Raw genomic sequence first — 21,557 nt, 5'->3', positions numbered from 1 at the left:
CCATCTGCGGGCTTTTTCTATCTTGATCGTCAAGGAACAGACCATGAGCTTCGACTGGCACGCCGGGCCGATTAGCAGAGCCACCCCACTGGACAAGCACTACCGCAACACACAGACCGTCCGCCAGTTTCTGGTCCGCGAGTGTGGTGAGGCTTTCAAGTTCGACCGCCCTTTCATGGCCTGGATCAAGAGCGGGGCCCCCTCCACCATGGGCGATGTGGCAGACGAGTGGCAACGCAGGCAGCGGTGAACGCGCTGCCTGGCTGAGGGCGTCATGCGCAAACGATGCTCACTGATGCGAATATGATTTGCCTCTAAGCATGGCCATGAACAGGAAGTTGAGGAACAGTCTGTCCGTTCGCAATAGCACTGGCCACAAGCTTCGCACGCTCCGCGTCCAGAAAAACATAAGCGGCTTGGAGCGTGGTGATCTTCGTTTGAATCTCAGCCATCTTGGCAGCGACCAAGGCCGCACCTTGCGCACAATCGATCGTATTACCCCGCCTGGCCGCAAGGATGCCCCCGATCTCCGTCAGTGAAAACCCCCCACTCTGGGCACTTTGAATGAAGGCCAAGTCAACAACGGTCTGGTCGCTGTAACTGCGGTAGTTGTTGGCTTGTCGGTGAGGCACGATAAGCCCGAGCTGCTCGTAATAGCGCAATGCATGGCGACTGAGCCCACTCCGGCGCTCCAACTCCCCAATGTTCACGATAGAAACTCCTTGACCCTAGAGCTGGCTCTATACCTTAGCCTGCGCCGAACATCCAAACAAGGACTCAGACATGAGTGTGGAATGCTTCGTCACAGGTGGCAGTGGGTTTGTAGGCCAACATTTACTGGCCCGCCTTACTGCGGCAGGGCACAAGACCTGGGTGCTTATGCGCCGCCCTGGAAACATTGAACGCCTCAGGGATCAGGTAGGCCAACTGGGAGGTAACCCTGAATGTATCCATGCGGTTGAAGGCGATATCAGCAGAACGGGGCTTGGGCTTAGCGAGGCAGACGAAGAACGCGTGTCCTCGGCCGCTGTATTTTTCCATCTCGCTGCCGAGTTTTCCTGGGGGCTGACACTGGAGCGCGCGCGTGCAGTTAATGTTCAAGGGGCTCTGAACGTGGCCAGGCTCGCGGCTAGCCGGCGCATCCGATTGCTGATGGTAGGCGGCTTCATGCTGCAAAACCTTACCCACCTTTCCAGTGTCGGGGTGGATATCGAGTGCCCTGAAAACACAAATTGGCCTGCAGTCTATGGCCGTGTAGGTGGCTACGAAGGCAGCAAACTCGAGTCCCATTTTGCAGTCATCCGTTACATGCAGGACACGGACGCGGATTACACGATTGTTCATCCTGCCACGGTGTGCGGCCACAGCGTGAACGGGCATATCCTGGAAGGACAACCGCTTGCCGAACTCATTCGAAATCTGGCACAAGGCCGGTTCAAAGCCGTCCCCGGCTCCACCAGACACTGGTTGCCATTAGTCAGCGTCGATTATCTGGTGAAGATGATGATTGGCGTGGCGTTCGACCCCTCGATGGCGAATCGGCAGGTCTTGGCGCTCTATGAGCAAACGCCAAACTTACAGGAGATGCTTCTGCAGATCGCAAACACGCTAGAGGTCAAGGCCCCCCGCCGCCATATACCCATTGGGTTGCTCAGGTCGCTTTTGACCATTCCCGGATTGGCAACCCGGCTCGCAATCAGCGCCGAGTCATTAAACTTCATTCAGACGCAGCGCTTCGACATGGGCAGCAGCAGGCAATTGGAGCGAAAGTACCAGTTTACACATCCCGACATGACACGCGCATTGGAAAACACAGTGCGCTACGTCAACGGCTACTTGGCGAAGACATAATGCAGCCTTCTACTGCGGGTGCCTGACCGCCGCGCAGTTTGCCAGACATCCCTGTAATTTAGATGCTATATTTTTGCGCATGGACCAACTGGTTACTTCTTGACCGTTTGGTTAATTAAATCGCATCGACGCCTAGTTTTGTCTTTGGGAAAAAGATGCTTGGCCTATCACTACGCCCCCTGCCCTGCATAAGCATGCACGCTGTATTGCTCGTCAGGAGGCTTAGCGCCAAGATCACGCGATTCGTTCTTGAGAACAAGAATAAACCGCAAGAGAAACCGGAATCTCCATCAGGTATTGACGTGAAGCGTGACATCCATCTCGTTGTTCTACTGTTATCGATCATCGGTTGTTCTCTCGCGTCATTGACGTTATGGAAGGTCATGGCCTCTCGTGAACGCGCCTTGGAAGAAATTAACGTTCATGGCCTGAACCTGACCCAAGCACTGTCCACCTATTCAGACGGTATCGTCCGACAGAGTTCACTGCTCTTGCTCGGCCTGGTCGAGCGCCTGGAAACAGAGGGCGCCGGACCTGCGCAAATCGAACGACTGAGTCAGCTGGTCAAGCGCCAGCACACATTGATGCCGCAAATGAGCGGCATCACTATCTACGCCAAGGATGGGCGCTGGCTGATGTCATCCAATCGTCCAATCCCCGCAGGCGCCAACAGCAGCGATCGCGCCTTTTTCATCCACCACCGCGACGACCCTTCCCGCGACCCTTTTATCGGGCTACCCATCCGTAGCCGCGCTACCCAGGAATGGGTGATCACTATCAGCCGGCGATTCAACAATGAGCAAGGCGAGTTCGCAGGTGTTGTGGCCGTAACGCTTGGCGTGGAGAACTTCCTGCAACTTTTCGGCAAGCTGGACGTCGGCCATGACGGTGCGATTGGACTGTCCTATACCGACGGTTCCATGCTGGTGCGTTATCCCTTTCGGGAACAAGACATGGATCGCAACTTTTCGAAGTCGCCAATCTACACCAAGTACCTCGTCGACCAATCAGTGGGCACCGCGTCGTTCACCTCCAGCCTGGACGGCGTGGATCGCCTCTATGCATTTCGCAAGAGTGACAAGCTACCCCTGGTGACAACGGTCGCGTTGGGCAAGCATGAGGCACTCGCAGCCTGGCGGTTCGAGGCACTGTTGTCGTTGCTGGTAGTCTCTACGCTGCTCACACTGACAGGCGCTATTGGCTGGCTGCTCATTCGTGCCATGAGTCGGCGAAATGCGATCGAAAGCAAACTTCGACTGACTCAACAGGAGTTGCTTGAAAGTAACCAAAAGCTTGAACGCCAAGCGATGCACGATGCGCTGACAGGGCTTGCCAACCGACGCTTCTTCGACAAGGCGCTGAGCCAGGAAATCCGCAGCGCCAATCGACATGGAACCACGTTGGCATTGCTGATGATCGACATCGACCATTTCAAACGCTTCAACGACACCTACGGGCATCCGGCTGGCGACGCCTGCCTACAGCAGATGGCGGCTCTACTGTCTTCCTGCATCCGCCGCCCTCACGACCTGCTGGCACGCTACGGGGGGGAGGAAATGGCTGTGATCCTGCCCGATACCCACTACGACGGAGCGGTTGTCGTTGCCAGTCTGATGCTCGAGCGCTTGGCCTCAGAACTTATCCCTCACAAAGCAAGCCCTTTCGGACATGTGACTGTCAGTATCGGGATTGCTTGCTCCGATGGAACGGCACTCGATAACTCATCATCGCTACTTGAGCGCGCCGACCAGTCGCTCTATATCGCAAAGCAGGCGGGCCGCAATTGCATGCATGCAGACCGAGCCAATCCATAACAGAAAACGTGCCGATGACCGGGGACGCCTCCCCTCTAAATGATGGCGCAAGGAATACCTGTACGCGGGCCACGCGATGCCTGGTGTCTGTTCATAGCGATATGTGCCCCACAGCCCAAAGACCCATGACAAGGAATGTACAATGCAATCTCATCTCGGCAAAGGCGTCCTCTTTGCGCTCTGCGCCGCTGCACTGAATGCAACAATCGGCGTACTCAGCAAGGTGCTGATGAGCAGTGGTTTCAGCTCCAGCAGCATCGCCCTCATAAAAACCGTAGTCGGCTGCCTACTGCTCTCAGTCTTGCTACTGTTCCTCAAGCGCCCCCTGCGCACGGCGAAGTGGTTCCAGGCAGCGGCTTGCGCCTTTCTCGGCATTTTTGTGTTGTTCCACTTTGAAACGTCGGCTTATCGCCATTACGCCGCAGCAGGCGTGGTGGTTATCCTGATGGCAAGCGCCTCCATTTCTTCGATATTGCTGGGACGGATTGTTCTCAAGGACGCCATTACCGCTAACGCGACGGTAGGTGCCGGATTGACGATAGCCGGTATCGCCGTGATATTTGGCGCAGACCTGGAACAAGGCTTCACGCTGCAGGGCGCCCTACTCGCTTCGATTGCAGGCTGCGGTTATGGCGCATTCTCGGTTGTCATGAAGCGCATGGGCGTTTCGGGTGGCCTGCACTTCACTCGGCAACTGTTGTTCTTCGGCAGTTTATACCTGCTGATGCCGGCTGCGACCGATGGGTTCATCATGGGAGAACTGTCGCTCGTGGCGGTCATGGCATTACTGGCTCTGGCTGCGTTGCCGACCATCCTCGGTTTCTTCTGCACCACCAAGGCCATCGAGCACTTGAAGCCATCACAAGTTCAAGCACTGGAACTGACTGAACCGCTGTTTGCCGCGCTGCTGGCGTTCGCATTCCTCAATGAGCTGCCGCGAGACACTTTGTACTTGGGGGCTGGGCTTATTCTATGCGGGCTGTGCTTCTCGAACGAGTTGATTCGATTGGGCAAGAAAGCATCACTGCCATCCCGTGCTTAATCCGCCCCTACGAGGCCGATGCATATTTAAATATGCATCGGCATAAAAGCACCGTATCAAATGAAGCCAGCGCACATCGGACAACTGCCGATGTGCGCCCTGGTGGAGAGGAGGCAAGTCTCTACCTTGAACCACAGCGACGACACGGCGCGGGCAATACGACTTGACCTCCTTTAACCCGCCCTCTAAAAGGGTTGCCATTTCAGCAACGCCTATAAAACTGGGGCTGACGAATTTGGCACGTTTCCACAGGCTTGGCCTGGGACTAATTCTGCACCCTTGGTTGTCGCCCGCAAGGCCTGAACTACTTGGCTTCCTAGTTGGCGAGTATTAAACGGGTTTCCGTTAGCGTTGATCAATGAGATGTTAAGAGCCCCGGCTATTGACTGACAGAAACCCCATCGCGCTCGCCCTCGATAGTTTCACGTTCCAGCTCACGAACGGTGAATGCATCAAACGTAACAATTTTCACTACCGCCACTTCGTTTAGCGATGACGGACACTATCTTTGGCTGTGGTTGATCGGTGATGATGGCGAACTGCCTGGGGAGGGTCAGAACGTGAAAATGAACAAGTCGATGGAACGCGTCACCACAGTGACGCTGGCGACTGTGCTGGGGACATCCTGTACGCTGTTGAGCGGATGCGTGCTGGATCCGATATCTCTCATCACGGACCCGATCATGTATGCGGCTGACGCCGCCGGCCCCACTGATGCCGAGATACAGGCAGAACATGATGCCTATATGAAGAACACCTTTATCACTGAATACCGGGGTGAAACCTGCGAACAGATAACGATGTTCTGGCCCGAGAGGAAAGAAGCCGTTGCCAAAGACAATACTCAGTGGGGCGGAAAAATAGCCTTGGATGCGGCTGAGCAGGTCATTCGGGAGAAGGGCTGCGTAGTCCCGGACACCCCCGTTGCTGCAGCGTCCGCATCCGTGCCAACGCCAACCCCTGCGGCAACTGTAGAGCGAGACCCAGCTAGTTTTTCCGCAGTCATCGCCAGCCCTCCAGAAGGTTGGGGTTCGGTGTCGAAAACAGGGCGTAACCAGACGTCACTTGCACAATGGGTTGCCCGTGAAAATCCACAGAAGTACCAGGGACGCTCCTGTGACTACCTGCAGCAAGCCTTGGCTCGCAGCCAGCAACTGGAAGCCTCTTCGAGTGTTCCGGCCCAGGCGGTGGGAGCCAGCCAGCGCGTGGCTGTCCGTCAAGTGCTGGACTCCCGGAATTGCCCTGTATGGACCGCCAATGGCAGTGGCCGCACAGGCGCCTATATCAGTGCTGTTGATCCAATCAAAGCGCCGCAATTGAACATGCCGGGGCAAGGGGCATCGGTAGAGGGCCTTGTACCCGGCGGCAATGCCGAACGGGCGGGGCTACAGTTTACCGACGTGGTCGTAGGGGTCGGATCGACACCGGTAAATGACGATGTGGAGTTTCTAGTCGCCATCGGCAAGATGCCCACTGGTTCTACCGCCGTCCTGAAGGTATGGCGTAAAACGGCTTTCATCGATGTCCCTGTGCAGGTTGGCCCGCCATTGGCGCCTCCAGTCGCAGCCGCACCAAAGTCCTCCAGCACGACTCCAGCGGTCATGACCTCGCCGCTGGATATGCAATTAGGTAGCGTCACGCACGATTACGCCAAGGCGGTCGGCCTACAGGAGCCAAAAGGCGCCTGGGTGATCGAAACGGCTAAAGGCGGCACGGCCGAACGCGCTGGCATCAAACCCTTGGATGTCATCCTCGAAGTCTCCGGGCAGGAAGTCACCTCGCCAGATGACTTCACAGCCATAGGATCGAAAATGCGCAAGGGCTACAACGCACCCATCGTAGTGTGGCGTGATCGGGCGAAAAAGGATTTGAAGATGGTGTTGAACTAGTACTGTGTGTAATCCGGTCGTGCACGCCCATCGGGAACTTGTAACCTCGTTGATATTTCTAGCTTCACCGAAGGTCACCAGCAGTGGCGCCTGATCGCCGATCGGCTGCGCGAAAAGCCACCAAAGCTCGGCAGCTCCAGTTCCGCGACATCCGACCGACGGCGACGTCGGAGTAAGGATGTTTTGGGACTGCGGGTGATTGGTTTTGGGGCTTCGGCATTTTTCGACCCGCAAAGAAAAACCCCGCAGACGTTAATCTGCGGGGCTTTCGAATGGTGGAGGCCGAGGTCGGAATCGAACCGGCGTAGACGGATTTGCAATCCGGAGCATAACCACTTTGCTACTCGGCCTCAAAGGTCGGATCTAGCTGCTTACGCTTCGCTATCTCCTTGAAACGCTTAACCTTTTTCAAAGTTTGCTGCGTTTCGATGGGCGCCATTATGTCCCTATTCATCTAACCTTGCAACCCCCTGAACGAAAAAAAATTTCAACGGGTTCAAGGTGTTAGCGCAGGCGCCCGAGTTTACTCCACAAACCCACCACCGTGTTCTCCACCGTGCCACTGGCCGCCATGCCGATGCGTTCCTGCAGGCTCTTGCGTTCGGCATAGTGCAGGTGGAACAGGTTGGCGTTGCGCGCACGCTCGCTGAGGTATTCGTCGCTGGTCTGCAGCTCGTCCACCAGCCGGCGGTTGAGTGCGGCAACGCCCAGCCAGACTTCGCCGGTGGCCACTTCGTCAATGTGCAGTTGCGGGCGATAGCGGGCAACGAAGTCCTTGAACAGCTGGTGGGTGATGTCCAGGTCTTCCTGGAACTTCTCCCGGCCCTTCTCGGTGTTCTCGCCAAACACAGTGAGGGTGCGCTTGTACTCGCCAGCGGTCAGCACCTCGAAGTCGATGTCGTGCTTCTTCAACAGGCGATTGACGTTGGGCAACTGCGCCACCACCCCGATCGAACCCAGCACCGCGAACGGCGCGCTGACAATCTTCTCGCCGATGCAGGCCATCATGTAACCACCGCTGGCGGCCACCTTGTCGATGCACACGGTTAGCGGGATGCCCGCCTGGCGAATGCGCGCCAGTTGCGATGCCGCCAGGCCGTAGCTGTGCACCAGGCCACCACCGCTTTCAAGGCGCAGCACCACTTCGTCACGCGGGGTGGCGAGGGTCAGTAGCGCGGTGATTTCGTTGCGCAGGCTTTCGGTGGCAGACGCTTTGATGTCGCCATCGAAGTCCAGCACGAAGACCCGGCCCTTTTCCTCGGCCTTGCCTTTCTTCTGCTGCTTTTCCGCCTTGGCCTGCTGCTTGCGCAACGTCTTGAGCTGGGCTTTGTCGAGCAGGCCGGACTCCAGGCGCTCGCGCAGGTCCTTGTAGAATTCGTTCAGGCGGGTGACCTGCAATTGCCCACCCGGTTTACGCCGCCCTTTGCCGCGCAGCCCGGCGATGGCCGACAGCACCACCAGGATGGCAATGACCAGGGTGGCGGTTTTGGCGAGAAAGCTTGCGTACTCGGCAAGAAACTCCACGTTGACTCCTTAAATACCTGCGCCAATGCGGCGCGTAACTGTTGCAAGCATACCGTTGAGCCCGAGGCGCTGCCAGCTGGTGTAAACGCTGGCAACACCTTTCAAACAACCTTTTCAAACGCTTGTATGTTTTTTCGTTGACAGCCCGTGTGCCGCATCCTAACCTCGCAGCAACCTCCAACAGGCCGGAACCTTTCGTGGGCAACCTCTACCTGATCCGACATGGCCAAGCCTCCTTCGGTGCCGATGACTACGACGTCCTCTCTCCCGTGGGCGTGCGTCAGAGCCAGGCCCTGGGTGAGCACCTTGTCCAGCTGGGTGTGCGGCTGGACCGTTGCGTGGCAGGCGACCTGCGCCGCCAGCAGGATACCGCGCGCCTGGCTCTGGAGGCCTTGCAGGCCAATGGCTGCCCGGTGCCAGCGGTTGAGACCGACGCGGCGTTCAACGAGTTCGATGCCGACGGTGTCATCCGTGCCCTGTTGCCCGGGCTGCTGCCGCAAGAGCCAAACGCCCTGCACATCCTGCGCAATGGTGCGCAGCATCGCAGCGAGTTCCAGCGCCTGTTCGCCTTGATGGTGCAGCGCTGGCACGATGGGGAGCATGCCGACGACGGCCTGGAAACCTGGCAAGCGTTCACCGCCCGCGTACAGGGTGGCTTGCAACGCGTACTGGATAACGCCGGCAGCGGCGACAATATCGCCATCTTCACCTCGGGTGGCACCATAGCCGCCCTGCTCCACCTGGTTACCCGTATCACCCCCAGCCAGGCGTTCGCGCTGAACTGGCAGATCATCAACACGTCGCTCAGCCAGCTGAAGTTCCGCGGCCGCGACGTAGCACTGGCCTCCTTCAACAGCCAGGCCCATGTGCAGCTGTTGAGGGCGCCGGAGCTTGTCACCTATCGATGAGCCCGGCTTGTTGTGTCCCTGCGGGGACGTGTAAATAACTTTATAAGGAATGCGCCATGACCTCCGTAGCTGATGCCGTCAAAAAGATGCAAGAGAAGTTCAACCCATCCGCTGCCGCCGGCCTGGACCTGGTGTTCGGCTTCAACATCACTGACGAAGGCAAGCAGTACGCGCTGATCGTCAAAGATGGCACCTGCGACCTGCAGGAAGGCGAGAACCCGGATGCCAACTGCACCCTGGTGATGGACAGCGAAACCCTGAAGGGTATCGTCAGCGGCGAAACCGACGGCATGCAGGCCTTCATGGGCGGCAAGCTGCGCGTTGAAGGCGACATGATGCTGTCGATGAAACTCAGCGAGCTGTTCCCGTCCTGAGGGCTGGGGATACTGGATGATCGAAAACCGAAGCCCTCCCGGCTTCGGTTTTTTTTCGCCCTGCATTCGGTGCAGTGATCCATCGGCAACACCCTCACCTATATGGCTCCTGGCACGCTTGTTCCAGCCCCGGCTGGCCATTAGATTAGCCAATAGTCCTTGCGATCGAGAATAAGGAAAACGCATGACGCTCACCGACCAGTCCACCCAGGTACGCCCCGGCGAAGAGCTCGACGCGGCCGTCATCGACCCTTACCTCAAGGCCAATATCCCCGGCCTGGATGGGCTGCCAAGCATCAGCCAGTTCCCCGGTGGCGCCTCCAACCTCACCTACCTGGTCAGCTACCCGGGCCGCGACTTCGTGCTGCGCCGCCCGCCATTCGGGCAAAAGGCCAAGTCGGCTCACGACATGGGCCGCGAGTTCCGCATCCTCAACCAGTTGAACAAAGGCTTCCCGTACTGCCCCAAGGCCTATGCGCACTGCACCGACAGCAGCCTGATCGGCGGTGAGTTCTATGTGATGGAGCGGGTCAAAGGCATCATCCTGCGCTCGGACATCCCCACCGAGCTGAATCTGGACACCAACCGCACCGAGGCCCTGTGCAAAAGCTTCATCGACCGCCTGGTCGAACTGCATCAGGTGGACTACAACGCCTGCGGCCTGGCCGACCTGGGCAAACCGGAAGGTTATGTGCAGCGCCAGATCGAGGGTTGGACCAGCCGCTACGAAAAAGCCCTCACCCCGGATGCCCCACGCTGGGAACAGGTGACCACCTGGTTGCACGATAAAATGCCCGCCGACCACCCGAAGCCCGGCATCGTGCACAACGATTACCGCTTCGACAACGTGATCCTCGATGCTGACAACCCCATGCGCATCATCGGGGTACTGGACTGGGAAATGGCCACCCTGGGCGACCCACTGATGGACCTGGGCAACAGCCTGGCCTACTGGATCGAGGCTGACGACCCGGCGCCGGTGCAGCTGATGCGCCGCCAGCCGAGCAACGCGCCGGGCATGCTCACCCGCCGCCAGTTCGTCGATTACTACGCCGAGCGCGCAGGCATCCAGCTGGACAACTTCGATTACTACTATTGCTATGGCCTGTTCCGCCTGGCCGGGATCGTCCAGCAAATCTATTACCGCTACTACCACGGCCAGACCCAGGACAAGCGTTTCGCCCAGTTCATCCACATGAACCGCTTGCTGGAGCAGATGACCTTGCAGGTCATCGCCAAGTCCAGCCTGTAAGCCACGACCACGACGACGGATAACAAGGAAAACAGCATGTCCAAGACCCACCTGTTCGACCTCGACGGCAAGATTGCCTTCGTTTCCGGCGCCAGCCGTGGCATCGGCGAGGCCATCGCCCACTTGCTGGCACAGCAAGGCGCCCATGTCATCGTCTCCAGCCGCAAGCTCGACGGTTGCCAACAGGTGGCCGACGCCATCATTGCCGCAGGTGGCAAAGCGACGGCGGTGGCCTGCCATATTGGTGAACTGGAGCAGATCCAGCAGGTGTTCGCGGGTATTCGCGAGCAATTCGGGCGTTTGGACGTGCTGGTCAACAACGCTGCCACCAACCCGCAATTCTGCAACGTGCTGGACACCGACCCGAACGCCTTCCAGAAGACCGTGGACGTGAACATCCGCGGCTACTTCTTCATGTCGGTAGAGGCCGGCAAACTGATGCGCGAGCACGGCGGTGGCAGCATCGTCAACGTGGCGTCCATCAACGGGGTGTCGCCCGGCCACTTCCAAGGTATCTATTCGATGACCAAGGCGGCGGTCATCAACATGACCAAAGTCTTCGCCAAGGAGTGCGCCCAGTTCGGCATTCGCTGCAACGCCCTGTTGCCGGGCCTGACCGACACCAAGTTCGCCTCGGCGCTGGTGAAAAACGATGCCATCCTCAACGCCGCCTTGCAGCAAATCCCGCTCAAGCGCGTGGCCGACCCCAAGGAAATGGCCGGCGCGGTGTTGTACCTGGCCAGCGATGCGTCCAGCTACACCACCGGTACGGCACTCAATGTCGACGGCGGCTACCTGTCCTGATCAGGCTTTGACCGCCACCAAGGTGTAGCTCAGGGGCAAGCGCGCAGGCTGCTCGCGCAAGCGATACTCACCGTCGCTGCCCTTGACCATCTGCCCTGGCAGCGCCTCCCAGGGGATGCTCTGGTGCTCGACCAGTGCCGTCAGTTGCAGCCCATGCGCCAGCAACGCGGTAACCACTTCGCCCAGGCCGTGGTTCCATTCATGGGTTTCGATGTGGGTCAGGCGCTGTTCGGTTTCGACGTAGGTCTGGTCGTTGTGCCACACCGTTGGCGCTTCGTGCTCGAAATACGCGTATTCGAGCTGCAGGCGGTCCTGGTGGTCTTCGTTGACGGCCATCAGCATCGGGTGCCCATCGCGCAGGAACAGCCGCCCGCCTGGTTTCAGTAGCGCTGCGACCGTGCGTGCCCACGGCTCGATGCGGGGCAGCCAGCACAGTGCGCCGATACCGGTGTAGACCAGGTCGAACGTGCCTGCCGGCAGCACCTTGTCGGCGGCATAGACGTCGGACTCGACATACTCGATCGGCACCCGGCAACGCTCGGCCAACAGCCGCGCCTCGGCCAGCGAAGCTGAGGAATAGTCCAGGCCGCAGACCTTGGCGCCAAGGCGCGCCAGCGAAAGGGTGTCGGTGCCGATGTGACACTGCAGGTGAACAGTGTTCAGCCCATTGATATCGCCGAGCAATGGCAGGTCGAAGCGGACGGTTTCGGAAAGATGCCCGGGGCGCTGGACCAGAAGCTCGACTTCATAGTCCTTGGAGGCAGCGTGCAGCGGAGCGCGTTCGTCCCAGCTGGCACGGTTGAGTTGCAGTGAGCGGTCCATGGTGTCGTCCTTGAGTGGTAACGGCTCATGCTAGCCGTCACCACGCGCCATGTGACACAACTGCCTTGCTAAAAATTGTAAAGCCCCGCTCGCGCCACTGGGGCTGCTCTAAGCTGTTACAAACAGGTAGCCGCTGCCGCCCGGCGCTGCAGCGCCACGCTGTCATTCTTCTGCGCGTAATAGTCGACCCGCGCTCCACCCGCCTGCGGGTAAACGTCCACAAACGCCTCGGCCTCGCGGGTGTACACGGTAAACCCGCCCTGCTTGCGCGGCTCCAGGTAGCCACTGGCATCGTCACCGAACACCTTCTCTTCCTGCCAGCTGAACTGGATGCACTGGGCTACCAACGCTGACGCCTTGTGCGAATCGAGCTGCGCAGTCGGCTTGCCGCCGCGGGCTGCCTCCATGGTCGCAGAAGCACAACCGACCAGCATCAGCGCTGCGGCCATCGGCAGAATCGCACGCATGTTCCATCCTCAGGGTAAAAAAAGAAGGCGACTCTAGCATTGGCCAGTATCACGCGTGAATGCTTGTGCGCACTCAACCCGCCTCGGCCATTGCCGCCATATGCACCGTATTGCGCCCGGCGGCCTTGGCTTGGTATAGCGCTGCGTCAGCCTGAGCCAACAGGCTGGCGGTGTTGTCCCTGGGGCCCGGTACGCCACACCACAAGCCAACGCTGAAACGCAGCTCGATCTGATCACCGGCAAAACACGCCGGGTTGCGCGCAATGGCCTCGCGCAGCCCTTGCAGCGCCGCCATCGCTCCGCTGCGGTCAGCGCCCGGCAGCAACAACAGGAATTCCTCACCGCCGTAACGGCCAAGGCAGTCACCCTGGCGCAGCCGCTGTTGCAACTGACGTACGCAATGGCACAGCACCTCGTCACCGGCCAGGTGCCCATACAGGTCGTTGATGCGTTTGAAATGGTCGATGTCGATCATCGCCACAGCCAGGCTCCCCTGCTGCTGGCGAGCGTGGTCCAACTCTACGGAAAAGCGCTCCAGGATCGCCCTGCGGTTCAGTGTGCCGGTCAGCACATCGTGCAGGGCCAGGTGCTGCAAGCGGGATTCGCTGCGTTCCTTGGCCATCAGAACCAGCCCTATCGAGTACATCATCACCGTGGCTGTGCCAATCGCCACGGAAATGCTCTGCTTGAGGTTGCTGGTGTCATAACGCATTTCCACCGCCGTGCCATTGGCCACCGCCACCACGCGCATGCCCAGGCCGACCAGGCTGATCAATGCACCGATCTGCAGCAACAGATGGGCCTTGCCCGGCCGCTCGGCATAGCGTCGCGCCCAGTAGAGGATCATCGAGCACTGCAGCATCAGTACCAGCGTTGCCAGCAGCATACGAGGCTCCACCGTATCGAGCAGCAGCATCAGCCCCACCAGCATGCACGCCGGAATAATGAAGATAATGCGCCAAGGCACCACTTGCTGACGCACCCGGAACAGGCTGGCCGTATAGAACGCCAGGGCCAGCGACAGCAGGCTGTTGCCCAAGCCGTAGCTGAGCCACAGCGGGGCCTGGGCATAGACGGTGTAGCAGACATAGGCCAAGGCGTGCACCAGCAGCCCGCACCCTGTGAGTAGCAGGTTGTCACTGCGGCTACTACGCCCGACCAGCAACAGACAGAAGGCCAGAATGGTTGCAACCAAGGCAACGGCGGCGAACAACGTGGGGGTATGGGCGATCATCATGATTCACTGTGTGGCAAATTGCCGTCTTGCCTGCGGCTTACCCCACAGTCTAGAGGGGCATTAGCAGCTCGACCATGACCGAATGAGACAGAACAGCAGCTCATAAGCACGCCGCTCATCACTGGCGCGACAAATTTTTGCTTGTCAGGGAAACCAAATGGATCATTTCCAGTCTCAACAAATGCCCTGTAAACCATTGCGGATCAAGGACCTACATCGTGATGACCCGCCTTGCAAGCCTTTCACTGATTGCTGTTGTCCTGCTGACCGCGGGCTGCCACAGCCACCGCTACCATGACGACGACGATGGCTGGCGTGACCGCGACCGTGGCCATCGCCACCACCATCGTCATGACCGCGACGATGACGACGATGACGATCGTCAATACCGCGGTGACCGCTACTACCGCTGAAGCGTCTTTACACCCCTGACCTGCCGCCCGTTGCGCGGCACCTTAACCTGATGATTCCTTTGAGGTTCGTATCATGCGTCTGACTCTGCCTTCCCTTGCTCTCGGCCTGCTGCTGTGCCAGGGCGCTTTCGCCGGTGACGGTACTGCCGCCATTGGCGGTGGCCTGGGTGGTGCCCTGGGTAACGTTGTCGGTCAATCGATGGGCGGCAAGACCGGGGCGGCCATCGGCGCCGGCCTCGGCGGCGCAGCCGGCAGTGCGGTAGGTGCACGCAAGGGCAACCGTACTGAAGCCGCTATCGGCGGTGGCCTGGGCTCGGCTGGTGGCTCGCTGCTGGGCGGCGCGGTGGGCGGCAAGACCGGCTCCACGGTGGGTGCCGGCCTGGGCGGCGCAGCCGGTGGTGCCATCGGCAACCACCTGGGCGACAACAACGGCAGCAAGAAGCACCGCCGTCACCGTCACTGATCTGGTGATCCAAGGGGCCGCAATGCGGCCCCTTTTGTTTGGCAAACCCTGCAGCACATCAACGCCCCCTTCATCACAAGCTGGCACACTGGCTGCTACTGTCTACCGTGCCCCCGTGTGAAGGAACGCCCCCTCCCCATGAACCAAGAGCTGCTCTGGGTCCTCGGCCTGCTGGCCATCGTCATCATCCTGTTCGTCATCAACCGCCCACGCATGGACGTGGTCGCACTGCTGGTAATTCTCGCCCTGCCACTGCTCGGCATCCTGACGGTGGAGCAGGCCTTGGCCGGCTTCAGCGACCCCAACGTAGTGCTGATCGCCGCCCTGTTCGTGATCGGCGAAGGCCTGGTGCGCACCGGCATTGCCTACCGTATCGGCGAGTGGATGAGCGAACGGGCCGGCAACAGCGAGGCACGCCTGCTGGTGCTGCTGATGGTGTCGGTGGCCGGGCTGGGCTCGATCATGAGCTCCACCGGTGTGGTGGCCATCTTCATCCCGGTGGTGCTCAGCATTGCCGCACGCCTGAAGCTTTCACCCAGCCGCCTGATGATGCCACTGGCTTTCGCCGGCCTGATCAGCGGCATGCTCAGCCTGGTGGCCACACCGCCCAACGTGGTGGTACACAGCGAGCTGGTGCGCAATGGCGAAGCCGGCTTCAGCTTCTTCAGCTTTACCCCGTTCGGCCTGGTGGTGCTGGTGCTGGGCATCGGCTACATGCTGCTGACCCGCCACTGGCTCAACGGCGAAGTGCGCAAGGACGGCCGTGTGGAAACCCGCCGGACACTGCTGGACCTGGTGCTGGACTACAAACTCAACGGCCGCGAACGGCGCCTGCGCATCCGCCCCCACTCGCCACTGATCGGCCACACCCTCGGAGAGCTGGAACTGCGCACCCGGCACGGCGCCAACGTGATCGGCATCGAGCGCCAGCACAAGTTCACCACGCGTGTGATCGCCGCCGACTCCAGCACCGTGCTGCACCAGGGCGACGTGCTGCTGCTCGACCTGTTCGCCAACCGTGACGACCTGCGCAGCTTGTGCCAGACCATGCAACTGGAGCCACTGCATTTCAAGGCAGCCTATTTCATCGATCAGTCCCAGGAGCTGGGCATGGCGGAAGTCTCTCTGCCACCGGGCTCACAGCTGATTGGCAAGAGCATTCTCGAACTGGCCTTCCGTACCCGCTTCGACCTCAACGTGGTCGGCCTACGCCGCGAGCAGGCGGCGATTGAAGAGCAACTGGTGGAAGAAAAGCTGCGTCTGGGCGATACCCTGCTGGTGGTCGGCCCGTGGAAAGCGGTGCGCCAGTTGCAAAGCAAGCCCAAGGACTTCCTGGTACTGAGCCTGCCCGCCGAGATCGACCAGGTCGCACCCGCCCGCACGCGCGCGCCGCAAGCGTTGCTGAGCCTGGCGGTGATGGTCGGGTTGATGGTCAGCGGCGCCGTACCCAATGTCATCGCCGCGCTGATCGGGTGCCTGCTGATGGGTGCCGGCCGCTGCATCGACATGAACAGCGCCTACCGGGCCATTCACTGGCAAAGCCTGGTGCTGATCGTCGGCATGCTGCCATTCGCCCAGGCCCTGCAGAAAACCGGTGGCATCGACCTGGCGGTGGGCGGCCTGGTCAACGTATTGGGGGGCGCCGGCCCGGTTGCGATTCTCGCCTGCCTGTTCGCCGTCACGGCGGTGATTGGCCTGTTCATTTCCAACACGGCCACTGCGGTATTGATGGCACCGGTGGCCGTCAGTACCGCAGCACAGCTGGGGATGTCGCCCTACCCGTTTGCCATGACCGTGGCACTGGCCGCGTCGGCGGCGTTCATGACGCCGGTGTCATCGCCAGTCAACACGCTGGTGTTGGGCCCTGGGCAATATCGCTTTGCCGACTTCGTCAAAATCGGTGTGCCATTCACCTTGCTGGTGATGCTGGTGACCGTGTTGATGGTACCGTGGTTCTTCGGGCTGTGAGGACAAAGCTCGCGAATGAAGGCAATTTGACATTATCCCGACCGATCGCGGCAGATTGACATCAACTACCCTGACGAAACACACTGCGGATCATTGCCCCAGGTGCTTCAAGGCGTTGTCCTGGATTTCGTTTCCGCTTGCCGGTCGAGCCCATGGTTTTTGCTGCCCAATCGCGCTTGTTGCCTTACGTCGTTCTGCTTTGCCTGACTTTTGCCCTTACCCTGGGCGGCATCCTGGCACGCCCGATCGAGTCGCTGTCGCTGTTCTGGCCGGTGAATGCAGTATTGGCCGGTGTACTGCTGCGCTACCCTCGCCAGGCCACGCTTACCGGCTTTGGCCTCGTCTGGCTGGCCATGGTCGGTGCCGACCTGCTGTGTGGCAGTGCCTGGGCCCCGGCCCTGTGGTTCAACCTGTGCAACCTGGGCGTGGTGGTTACCCTCTGGCAATTGCTGTCACGCTTGCCGCGCCTGCACCGACGCATGCGAACCCCGCACGGCGTACTCAGCGTATTCGCCGCCTGCGCCGCCGGCGCCATGGTGGCAGCCAGCATGGCGGCGGTGATGGCCACGCCTTGGTTCGAACAATCGTTGCGCGCCACTTGGCTGGCCTGGTTCAGCGAACAGTTCTCGACCAGCGTGCTGGTGCTGCCGGTACTGCTCACTGCGCCCTCGGTGCGGGCCTTGGTGCGCGGTGGTGCCCAGGCCATTCGCCTGGCACCGCTGCTGGTACTGCTGGCCTCGCTCGCGTTCAGCATTGCCTTTGGCGGCCCCGGGGCCATCGCCTTCCCGATTGCCGCCTTGCTGTGGTGTGCCTGGACCTATTCGCCGTTCATGGTTTCACTGCTGACACTCACCGCCGGCAGTACCTTGATTGTGGCGGTGGCGCAAAACCTCATGCACTTTAGCGTGCCGCAAAGCGAGCCAGGGGTGACCACGCTGATGTCGGCGCGCCTGGGCATCGCCATGCTGGTGCTTGGCCCGCTGGTGGTGGCCTGCGTCAGCCAGGCCAACCGCAGCCTGATGGCCCGCCTGGCGCACCAGGCGACCATCGACCACCTTACCGGCGTGCTCACCCGCAGTGCCTTTACCCGCCGCGCCAACGCACTGCTGGACAGCCGCCAGCAGCATGCCCAGGCACTGCCGCTGACCCTGATGATGCTGGACATCGACCACTTCAAGTCAATCAACGATGCCCACGGCCACGCGGTCGGTGACCAGGTGTTGCGCCAGTTCGCAAGCACCCTGCAAGACCAGTTGCACAACGATGAACTGCTCGCGCGCCTGGGTGGCGAGGAGTTCGTCGTCATTCTCCCGGGCCTTGCGCCAGAACGGGCCAAGTTCACCGCCGAACGCCTGCGCCGCGCCATACAGGACCTGCATGTGGTGCAGGCCGACCAGCGCCTGCAGATTACCGTCAGTATCGGCCTGGCCGGCTGCGACGCCGACCGCCCGGCCCCCAGCCTGGACGCGTTGCTGGCAAGCGCCGACCAAGCGCTGTACCGGGCCAAGGCCCATGGCCGCAATCGTGTCGAGCAGGCCGAGGCGCAGCGCCAGGTGATCTGAGTCAACCGGCCAGCAAGTCCCACGACAGCTTGGCGATCAATACGCACAACAGCACCAGGAACAGCGCGCGGACAAAGCCGGCGCCCTTGCGTACTGCCAGCCAGGTACCGGTCAACGCACCCAGGATGTTGCACACCGCCATGGGCAGGGCGATGGCGTACAACACGTTGCCCGTCGGCACGAAGAACACCAGCGCCGCCAGGTTGGTGGCAATGTTCACCACCTTGGCCGACGCCGAGGCGTGCAGGAAGTCGAGGGCAAAGAAGCGGATGAACAGGAAGATCAGGAAGCTACCCGTGCCGGGGCCGAACAGGCCATCGTAAAAGCCGATCGCACCGCCGATCAGCACCGCCAGGCACTGCTCCTTGCGGCCGATTCGCGCGGGCTTGTGCAGGGTGCCGAAGTCTTTCTTGCAGAAGGTGTAAATGGCCATCAGCACGATCAGCACCAGCACCGCCGGGCGCATCATGCTGGGCGGCACCAGCGACACCGTGGCGGCGCCGGCGAACGACATGACAAAGGCGCTGAGCGCCGCCGGTACGATCAACCCCCAGTCCAGCGTCACCTTGCGGATAAACGATCGCGCCGCGAAGGCCGTGCCGCATACCGACGCCAGCTTGTTGCTGCCGAGCAATGCCGCTGGCTGTGCGGTGGGCAGCACATTGAACAAGGCCGGGATCTGGATCAGCCCACCGCCTCCCACGGCGGCGTCAATCAGCCCGGCGGCAAAAGCGAACACGGAAAGTACAGCGATATCCATCATGATGCGGGCCCAGAGGCAGAGAAGACGCCAGCAAGGCTAATCAAAGTGCCGCGCTTGTGTTGAAATGCCATATTGCGAAAACTGCAACAAGGAGCAGGCGATGGCATTGGACATGCTGCGGGAAATCCAGGCATTCGTCAGCGTGGCGCACAAGCGCAGCTTCGTGGCCGCCGCCCGCGCACTGGGGCGCTCACCCAGCGCCGTTACCCGGGCTGTACAAACCCTGGAAGACAATGCCGGGAGCAAACTGCTCAATCGCAACGCCAACGCCGTGACGCTGACCGAAGCCGGCGAGCGACTGCTGCCGCACGCTGAACGCTTGCTGGATGTGCAACGTGATGCAGCCGACGAACTGGCCGCGCTCAGCGGCAGTGCCCAAGGCTGGATCCGCTTTGCGGTGCCGCAGCTGCTGGGGGAGCATGTGCTGCCGCAGGTGCTTGCCGAGTTTTCTCGCCATCACCCGCAAGTGACCCTGGACGTCCAGTACACCGACGAAGCCCTTGACCCGCTGCAGGGCAAATTCGATTTCGTGGTGCGCGGTGCCTTCCCGCAATCAAGCGAACTGATCGGCTACCCGCTTTGGCCCTACCAGCGCCACCTGTATGCCAGCCCCGGCTACCTGGGCCTGGCCGGTACACCGCAACAGCCGGAGGACCTGGATGGGCACACGCTGATCCTGCATACCGCACCACGCATCCTCAAGGCCTGGCATTTCTGCCGCGATGGCCAGATCACTAGCCTGCGCCCTAGGCCCAGGCTGCGCCTGGATTCGGGCAATGCGGTGTACCACAGCACCCTGGCCGGTGCCGGTATCGCCCGCCTGGCCGCCTGGGTTGGCGAAGCGCAGGTCAAGACCGGGCGCCTGGTGCGGGTGTGCCCGCAGTACCGCCTGACCTCCAGCAGCGGCCAGGACCCTCAGATGCATGCGCTATACCCTGCTGGCGAGCTGCCGGCGCGTGTACGTGACGTGCTGACAGCCCTGCGCCGAGCCGGCCTGGGCCATTGAAACAGCCACTGAAACGACTGTTCAATTTCTGCTCAATTTAACAGAGCCCGCCGTGGGCTTGGCTTACAGCACTTTATCCACAGACCTACCCACGTTTTTTGTGGACAGATTTCCCAGCGCAAAGAATGACTTATCGCACCCGCAGCAATGCTGTGTTTGCCAGTTTGACCAGCTCGATCCACTCCCGCGTACTGATCAGCCCCGCTTGCTCCATCACCTGGGCATTGCGCAATGCCTGGTCATAGCCCTGCTCATCAAGTATGCCCTCGGCAAGAAAACAGCAACGCCACTCCAGCATGGCTGAAGTGCCTTCTTTGTATTCCATTGATGTATCGACTCCAAGGCAAAAATACCAGCCCGAATGAGCGGTAGCAGGAGACTACACGAAGCCTTTGCACTTGAGAATTATTTGCACATGGCACTGATTCAGCCGTGCAACAAGGGAGAATACTGACCAATGGCTCAGAGGTTGGGCCCGTCAGTTGAAGTAGACGGGCCGCGCAGGAAAACCGCAGTTGAAGTCAGCTTGGCGGAATGGTGCCAAGAATACCAATCAGAATGGTCAGCAGCAGAAAACCACCCAGGAACAGCGCCAGCTTGCCCATTGGAACCTCTACAGTTGTGATGCGGGAATGGGCCTATTGTCGGGCGTGGACTGATACGGTTACAGATTCAGCTTCGTGAAAAAAAGCCAGATCAGATGAAGACCCCTGAAGCTGTCTACGCGTAGACAGCCACGCTCACAATTGCCCTGGCAATGCGGCAATTGCTACATAAGATTTCGAAACGCTCGGCAGGGACTGGGCAGGACTGGGCAAAGGGCCTGCAGGGGCGAAAACCTATCCTCGACAGCTATCACGCGGGGTTGAACGGCGTTTGAATGACACGACTTGAAATACGGCTTGTAGGATGTTTTACCGTGCCGTGTAGGAATAGTTGAGGTAGATGGATTTTCCTGTATGAAACATCAGTTTCCCCAGCAATTTCGAGCTGATACGGTCCGGTTTTCCTACAACGGCACGGAAGCCCACCGCATGAGAAAAGCATGGACCCGTACAATGCTTCAGCCCTGAAACTGCAGAAGAATCTGCTTAACCTGCGCCTTGAGCGCGATCGCTTGAGAAGAGAGGGCAAGGACAAGGAAGCAGACACGCTGGCTGAGCCGATCGCCAAGATCGAGGCGGCGATCCAGCAGTTACCGGATAGCGTGAAGCCCGTGACTTTGCAGTGACCTGTACTCTTTCTGCACAGCGCTGGCTGGCTGGCTCCACAGGATTGCGCCATAGCTGAAACCCGCGCAAAACCTGTGGGAGCGGGCATGCCCGCTTGTATGGTTAGACTTGAAGGGGTGGTGGGACTAAATGCCCGATTCTGACTGTTCACAGCAGTACAGACCGT

The 21,557-nt window shown here is 60.1% G+C and carries 22 protein-coding genes and 1 tRNA gene; 15 read left to right on the top strand and 8 right to left on the bottom strand.

Annotation, left to right across the window (positions count from 1 at the left end; translation table 11 throughout):
- Nucleotides 1-43: 43 nt before the first annotated feature.
- Complete coding sequence (locus tag QQL85_RS16460) at nt 44-250, top strand: DUF6434 domain-containing protein (protein WP_284354800.1); 207 nt, start codon at nt 44-46, stop codon at nt 248-250.
- A gap of 64 nt (nt 251-314) precedes the next feature.
- Here QQL85_RS16460 and QQL85_RS16455 read toward each other — a convergent pair whose 3' ends face one another.
- On the bottom strand, nt 315-710 hold the full coding sequence (locus tag QQL85_RS16455) for a MerR family transcriptional regulator (protein ID WP_284354801.1): 396 nt from the start codon (nt 708-710) through the stop codon (nt 315-317).
- Nucleotides 711-783: 73 nt separating this feature from the next.
- Between QQL85_RS16455 and QQL85_RS16450 the strand changes: the two genes are divergently transcribed.
- From QQL85_RS16450 to QQL85_RS16435, 4 genes are all read left to right on the top strand, one after another.
- Nucleotides 784-1,851, top strand: a complete 1,068-nt coding sequence (locus tag QQL85_RS16450; RefSeq protein WP_284354802.1) for an SDR family oxidoreductase — start codon at nt 784-786, stop codon at nt 1,849-1,851.
- A 302-nt stretch (nt 1,852-2,153) separates the two neighbouring features.
- Complete coding sequence (locus QQL85_RS16445) at nt 2,154-3,665, top strand: sensor domain-containing diguanylate cyclase (protein WP_284354803.1); 1,512 nt, start codon at nt 2,154-2,156, stop codon at nt 3,663-3,665.
- Nucleotides 3,666-3,807: 142 nt separating this feature from the next.
- Nucleotides 3,808-4,707 carry a DMT family transporter gene (locus QQL85_RS16440; protein WP_284354804.1) on the top strand — a complete coding sequence of 300 codons (900 nt, stop codon included), beginning with the start codon at nt 3,808-3,810 and terminating at the stop codon, nt 4,705-4,707.
- Between the two features lie 560 nt (nt 4,708-5,267).
- Nucleotides 5,268-6,596 (top strand): PDZ domain-containing protein, encoded by a 1,329-nt coding sequence (locus tag QQL85_RS16435; RefSeq protein WP_284354805.1) that lies wholly within the window; start codon nt 5,268-5,270, stop codon nt 6,594-6,596.
- Between the two features lie 276 nt (nt 6,597-6,872).
- Here QQL85_RS16435 and QQL85_RS16430 read toward each other — a convergent pair.
- Nucleotides 6,873-6,946, bottom strand: a tRNA-Cys gene (locus QQL85_RS16430).
- 154 nt (nt 6,947-7,100) lie between these two features.
- Nucleotides 7,101-8,120, bottom strand: a complete 1,020-nt coding sequence (gene sohB / locus QQL85_RS16425) for a protease SohB (protein WP_284354806.1) — start codon at nt 8,118-8,120, stop codon at nt 7,101-7,103.
- Nucleotides 8,121-8,317: 197 nt separating this feature from the next.
- Here sohB and QQL85_RS16420 point away from each other — a divergent pair, with 197 nt between their 5' ends.
- The 4 genes from QQL85_RS16420 (at nt 8,318) to QQL85_RS16405 (ending at nt 11,458) form a co-directional block, all read left to right on the top strand.
- A complete protein-coding gene (locus QQL85_RS16420; protein WP_284354807.1) occupies nt 8,318-9,028 on the top strand; it encodes a histidine phosphatase family protein in 711 nt (236 codons plus the stop codon).
- 56 nt (nt 9,029-9,084) lie between these two features.
- The gene (locus QQL85_RS16415; RefSeq protein ID WP_016487959.1) at nt 9,085-9,402 is read left to right on the top strand and encodes an SCP2 sterol-binding domain-containing protein; all 318 of its coding nucleotides are present in this window, start codon (nt 9,085-9,087) and stop codon (nt 9,400-9,402) included.
- 184 nt (nt 9,403-9,586) lie between these two features.
- Nucleotides 9,587-10,654 (top strand): phosphotransferase family protein, encoded by a 1,068-nt coding sequence (locus tag QQL85_RS16410; RefSeq protein WP_284354808.1) that lies wholly within the window; start codon nt 9,587-9,589, stop codon nt 10,652-10,654.
- Between the two features lie 36 nt (nt 10,655-10,690).
- Nucleotides 10,691-11,458, top strand: coding sequence for an SDR family oxidoreductase (locus QQL85_RS16405; RefSeq protein ID WP_284354809.1), 768 nt, complete (start codon nt 10,691-10,693; stop codon nt 11,456-11,458).
- On the opposite strand, the gene QQL85_RS16400 is transcribed toward QQL85_RS16405, so the two are convergent.
- The 3 genes from QQL85_RS16400 to QQL85_RS16390 all read right to left on the bottom strand — a co-directional run bounded on the left by QQL85_RS16400 (nt 11,459) and on the right by QQL85_RS16390 (nt 13,981).
- Nucleotides 11,459-12,280 carry a class I SAM-dependent methyltransferase gene (locus tag QQL85_RS16400; RefSeq protein ID WP_284354810.1) on the bottom strand — a complete coding sequence of 274 codons (822 nt, stop codon included), beginning with the start codon at nt 12,278-12,280 and terminating at the stop codon, nt 11,459-11,461.
- A gap of 116 nt (nt 12,281-12,396) precedes the next feature.
- Nucleotides 12,397-12,747 (bottom strand): hypothetical protein, encoded by a 351-nt coding sequence (locus tag QQL85_RS16395; RefSeq protein ID WP_284354811.1) that lies wholly within the window; start codon nt 12,745-12,747, stop codon nt 12,397-12,399.
- A gap of 73 nt (nt 12,748-12,820) precedes the next feature.
- Complete coding sequence (locus QQL85_RS16390) at nt 12,821-13,981, bottom strand: GGDEF domain-containing protein (protein ID WP_284354812.1); 1,161 nt, start codon at nt 13,979-13,981, stop codon at nt 12,821-12,823.
- Nucleotides 13,982-14,205: 224 nt separating this feature from the next.
- On the opposite strand from QQL85_RS16390, the gene QQL85_RS16385 reads away from it, so the two are divergent.
- The 4 genes from QQL85_RS16385 to QQL85_RS16370 all read left to right on the top strand — a co-directional run bounded on the left by QQL85_RS16385 (nt 14,206) and on the right by QQL85_RS16370 (nt 18,390).
- A complete protein-coding gene (locus QQL85_RS16385; protein WP_284354813.1) occupies nt 14,206-14,397 on the top strand; it encodes a hypothetical protein in 192 nt (63 codons plus the stop codon).
- Between the two features lie 73 nt (nt 14,398-14,470).
- Nucleotides 14,471-14,860, top strand: coding sequence for a glycine zipper domain-containing protein (locus tag QQL85_RS16380; protein WP_274080488.1), 390 nt, complete (start codon nt 14,471-14,473; stop codon nt 14,858-14,860).
- Nucleotides 14,861-14,998: 138 nt separating this feature from the next.
- The gene (locus QQL85_RS16375) at nt 14,999-16,828 is read left to right on the top strand and encodes an SLC13 family permease (RefSeq protein ID WP_284354814.1); all 1,830 of its coding nucleotides are present in this window, start codon (nt 14,999-15,001) and stop codon (nt 16,826-16,828) included.
- Nucleotides 16,829-16,965: 137 nt separating this feature from the next.
- Nucleotides 16,966-18,390: a GGDEF domain-containing protein gene (locus tag QQL85_RS16370; protein ID WP_284354815.1), complete on the top strand. Its 1,425-nt coding sequence runs from the start codon at nt 16,966-16,968 to the stop codon at nt 18,388-18,390.
- Between the two features lies 1 nt (nt 18,391).
- Here QQL85_RS16370 and QQL85_RS16365 read toward each other — a convergent pair whose 3' ends face one another.
- Nucleotides 18,392-19,153, bottom strand: a complete 762-nt coding sequence (locus tag QQL85_RS16365; protein WP_284354816.1) for a sulfite exporter TauE/SafE family protein — start codon at nt 19,151-19,153, stop codon at nt 18,392-18,394.
- A 100-nt stretch (nt 19,154-19,253) separates the two neighbouring features.
- Between QQL85_RS16365 and QQL85_RS16360 the strand changes: the two genes are divergently transcribed.
- Complete coding sequence (locus QQL85_RS16360) at nt 19,254-20,159, top strand: LysR family transcriptional regulator (protein ID WP_284354817.1); 906 nt, start codon at nt 19,254-19,256, stop codon at nt 20,157-20,159.
- 130 nt (nt 20,160-20,289) lie between these two features.
- Here the strand turns inward: QQL85_RS16360 and QQL85_RS16355 are convergent, their stop codons facing one another.
- Nucleotides 20,290-20,484: a hypothetical protein gene (locus QQL85_RS16355; protein ID WP_284354818.1), complete on the bottom strand. Its 195-nt coding sequence runs from the start codon at nt 20,482-20,484 to the stop codon at nt 20,290-20,292.
- 720 nt (nt 20,485-21,204) lie between these two features.
- Between QQL85_RS16355 and QQL85_RS16350 the strand changes: the two genes are divergently transcribed.
- Nucleotides 21,205-21,390: a hypothetical protein gene (locus QQL85_RS16350; protein WP_284354819.1), complete on the top strand. Its 186-nt coding sequence runs from the start codon at nt 21,205-21,207 to the stop codon at nt 21,388-21,390.
- The last annotated feature ends 167 nt before the right edge of the window (nt 21,391-21,557 follow it).

This window comes from Pseudomonas putida (genome assembly GCF_030159595.1).
GTDB classification, from domain to species: domain Bacteria; phylum Pseudomonadota; class Gammaproteobacteria; order Pseudomonadales; family Pseudomonadaceae; genus Aquipseudomonas; species Aquipseudomonas putida_AC.
The sequence above is the reverse complement of the archived record's forward strand: the minus strand, read 5'-3'. Positions and strand labels throughout refer to the sequence as shown.

Coding starts and splice junctions, on each gene's coding strand:
- QQL85_RS16460 (WP_284354800.1), top strand. CDS start 44: ATGAGCTTCGACTGGCACGCCGGGCCGATTAGCAGAGCCACCCCACTG.
- QQL85_RS16450 (WP_284354802.1), top strand. CDS start 784: ATGAGTGTGGAATGCTTCGTCACAGGTGGCAGTGGGTTTGTAGGCCAA.
- QQL85_RS16440 (WP_284354804.1), top strand. CDS start 3,808: ATGCAATCTCATCTCGGCAAAGGCGTCCTCTTTGCGCTCTGCGCCGCT.
- QQL85_RS16415 (WP_016487959.1), top strand. CDS start 9,085: ATGACCTCCGTAGCTGATGCCGTCAAAAAGATGCAAGAGAAGTTCAAC.
- QQL85_RS16410 (WP_284354808.1), top strand. CDS start 9,587: ATGACGCTCACCGACCAGTCCACCCAGGTACGCCCCGGCGAAGAGCTC.
- QQL85_RS16405 (WP_284354809.1), top strand. CDS start 10,691: ATGTCCAAGACCCACCTGTTCGACCTCGACGGCAAGATTGCCTTCGTT.
- QQL85_RS16400 (WP_284354810.1), bottom strand. CDS start 12,280: ATGGACCGCTCACTGCAACTCAACCGTGCCAGCTGGGACGAACGCGCT.
- QQL85_RS16395 (WP_284354811.1), bottom strand. CDS start 12,747: ATGCGTGCGATTCTGCCGATGGCCGCAGCGCTGATGCTGGTCGGTTGT.
- QQL85_RS16390 (WP_284354812.1), bottom strand. CDS start 13,981: ATGATCGCCCATACCCCCACGTTGTTCGCCGCCGTTGCCTTGGTTGCA.
- QQL85_RS16385 (WP_284354813.1), top strand. CDS start 14,206: ATGACCCGCCTTGCAAGCCTTTCACTGATTGCTGTTGTCCTGCTGACC.
- QQL85_RS16380 (WP_274080488.1), top strand. CDS start 14,471: ATGCGTCTGACTCTGCCTTCCCTTGCTCTCGGCCTGCTGCTGTGCCAG.
- QQL85_RS16375 (WP_284354814.1), top strand. CDS start 14,999: ATGAACCAAGAGCTGCTCTGGGTCCTCGGCCTGCTGGCCATCGTCATC.
- QQL85_RS16365 (WP_284354816.1), bottom strand. CDS start 19,153: ATGATGGATATCGCTGTACTTTCCGTGTTCGCTTTTGCCGCCGGGCTG.
- QQL85_RS16360 (WP_284354817.1), top strand. CDS start 19,254: ATGGCATTGGACATGCTGCGGGAAATCCAGGCATTCGTCAGCGTGGCG.
- QQL85_RS16355 (WP_284354818.1), bottom strand. CDS start 20,484: ATGGAATACAAAGAAGGCACTTCAGCCATGCTGGAGTGGCGTTGCTGT.
- QQL85_RS16350 (WP_284354819.1), top strand. CDS start 21,205: ATGGACCCGTACAATGCTTCAGCCCTGAAACTGCAGAAGAATCTGCTT.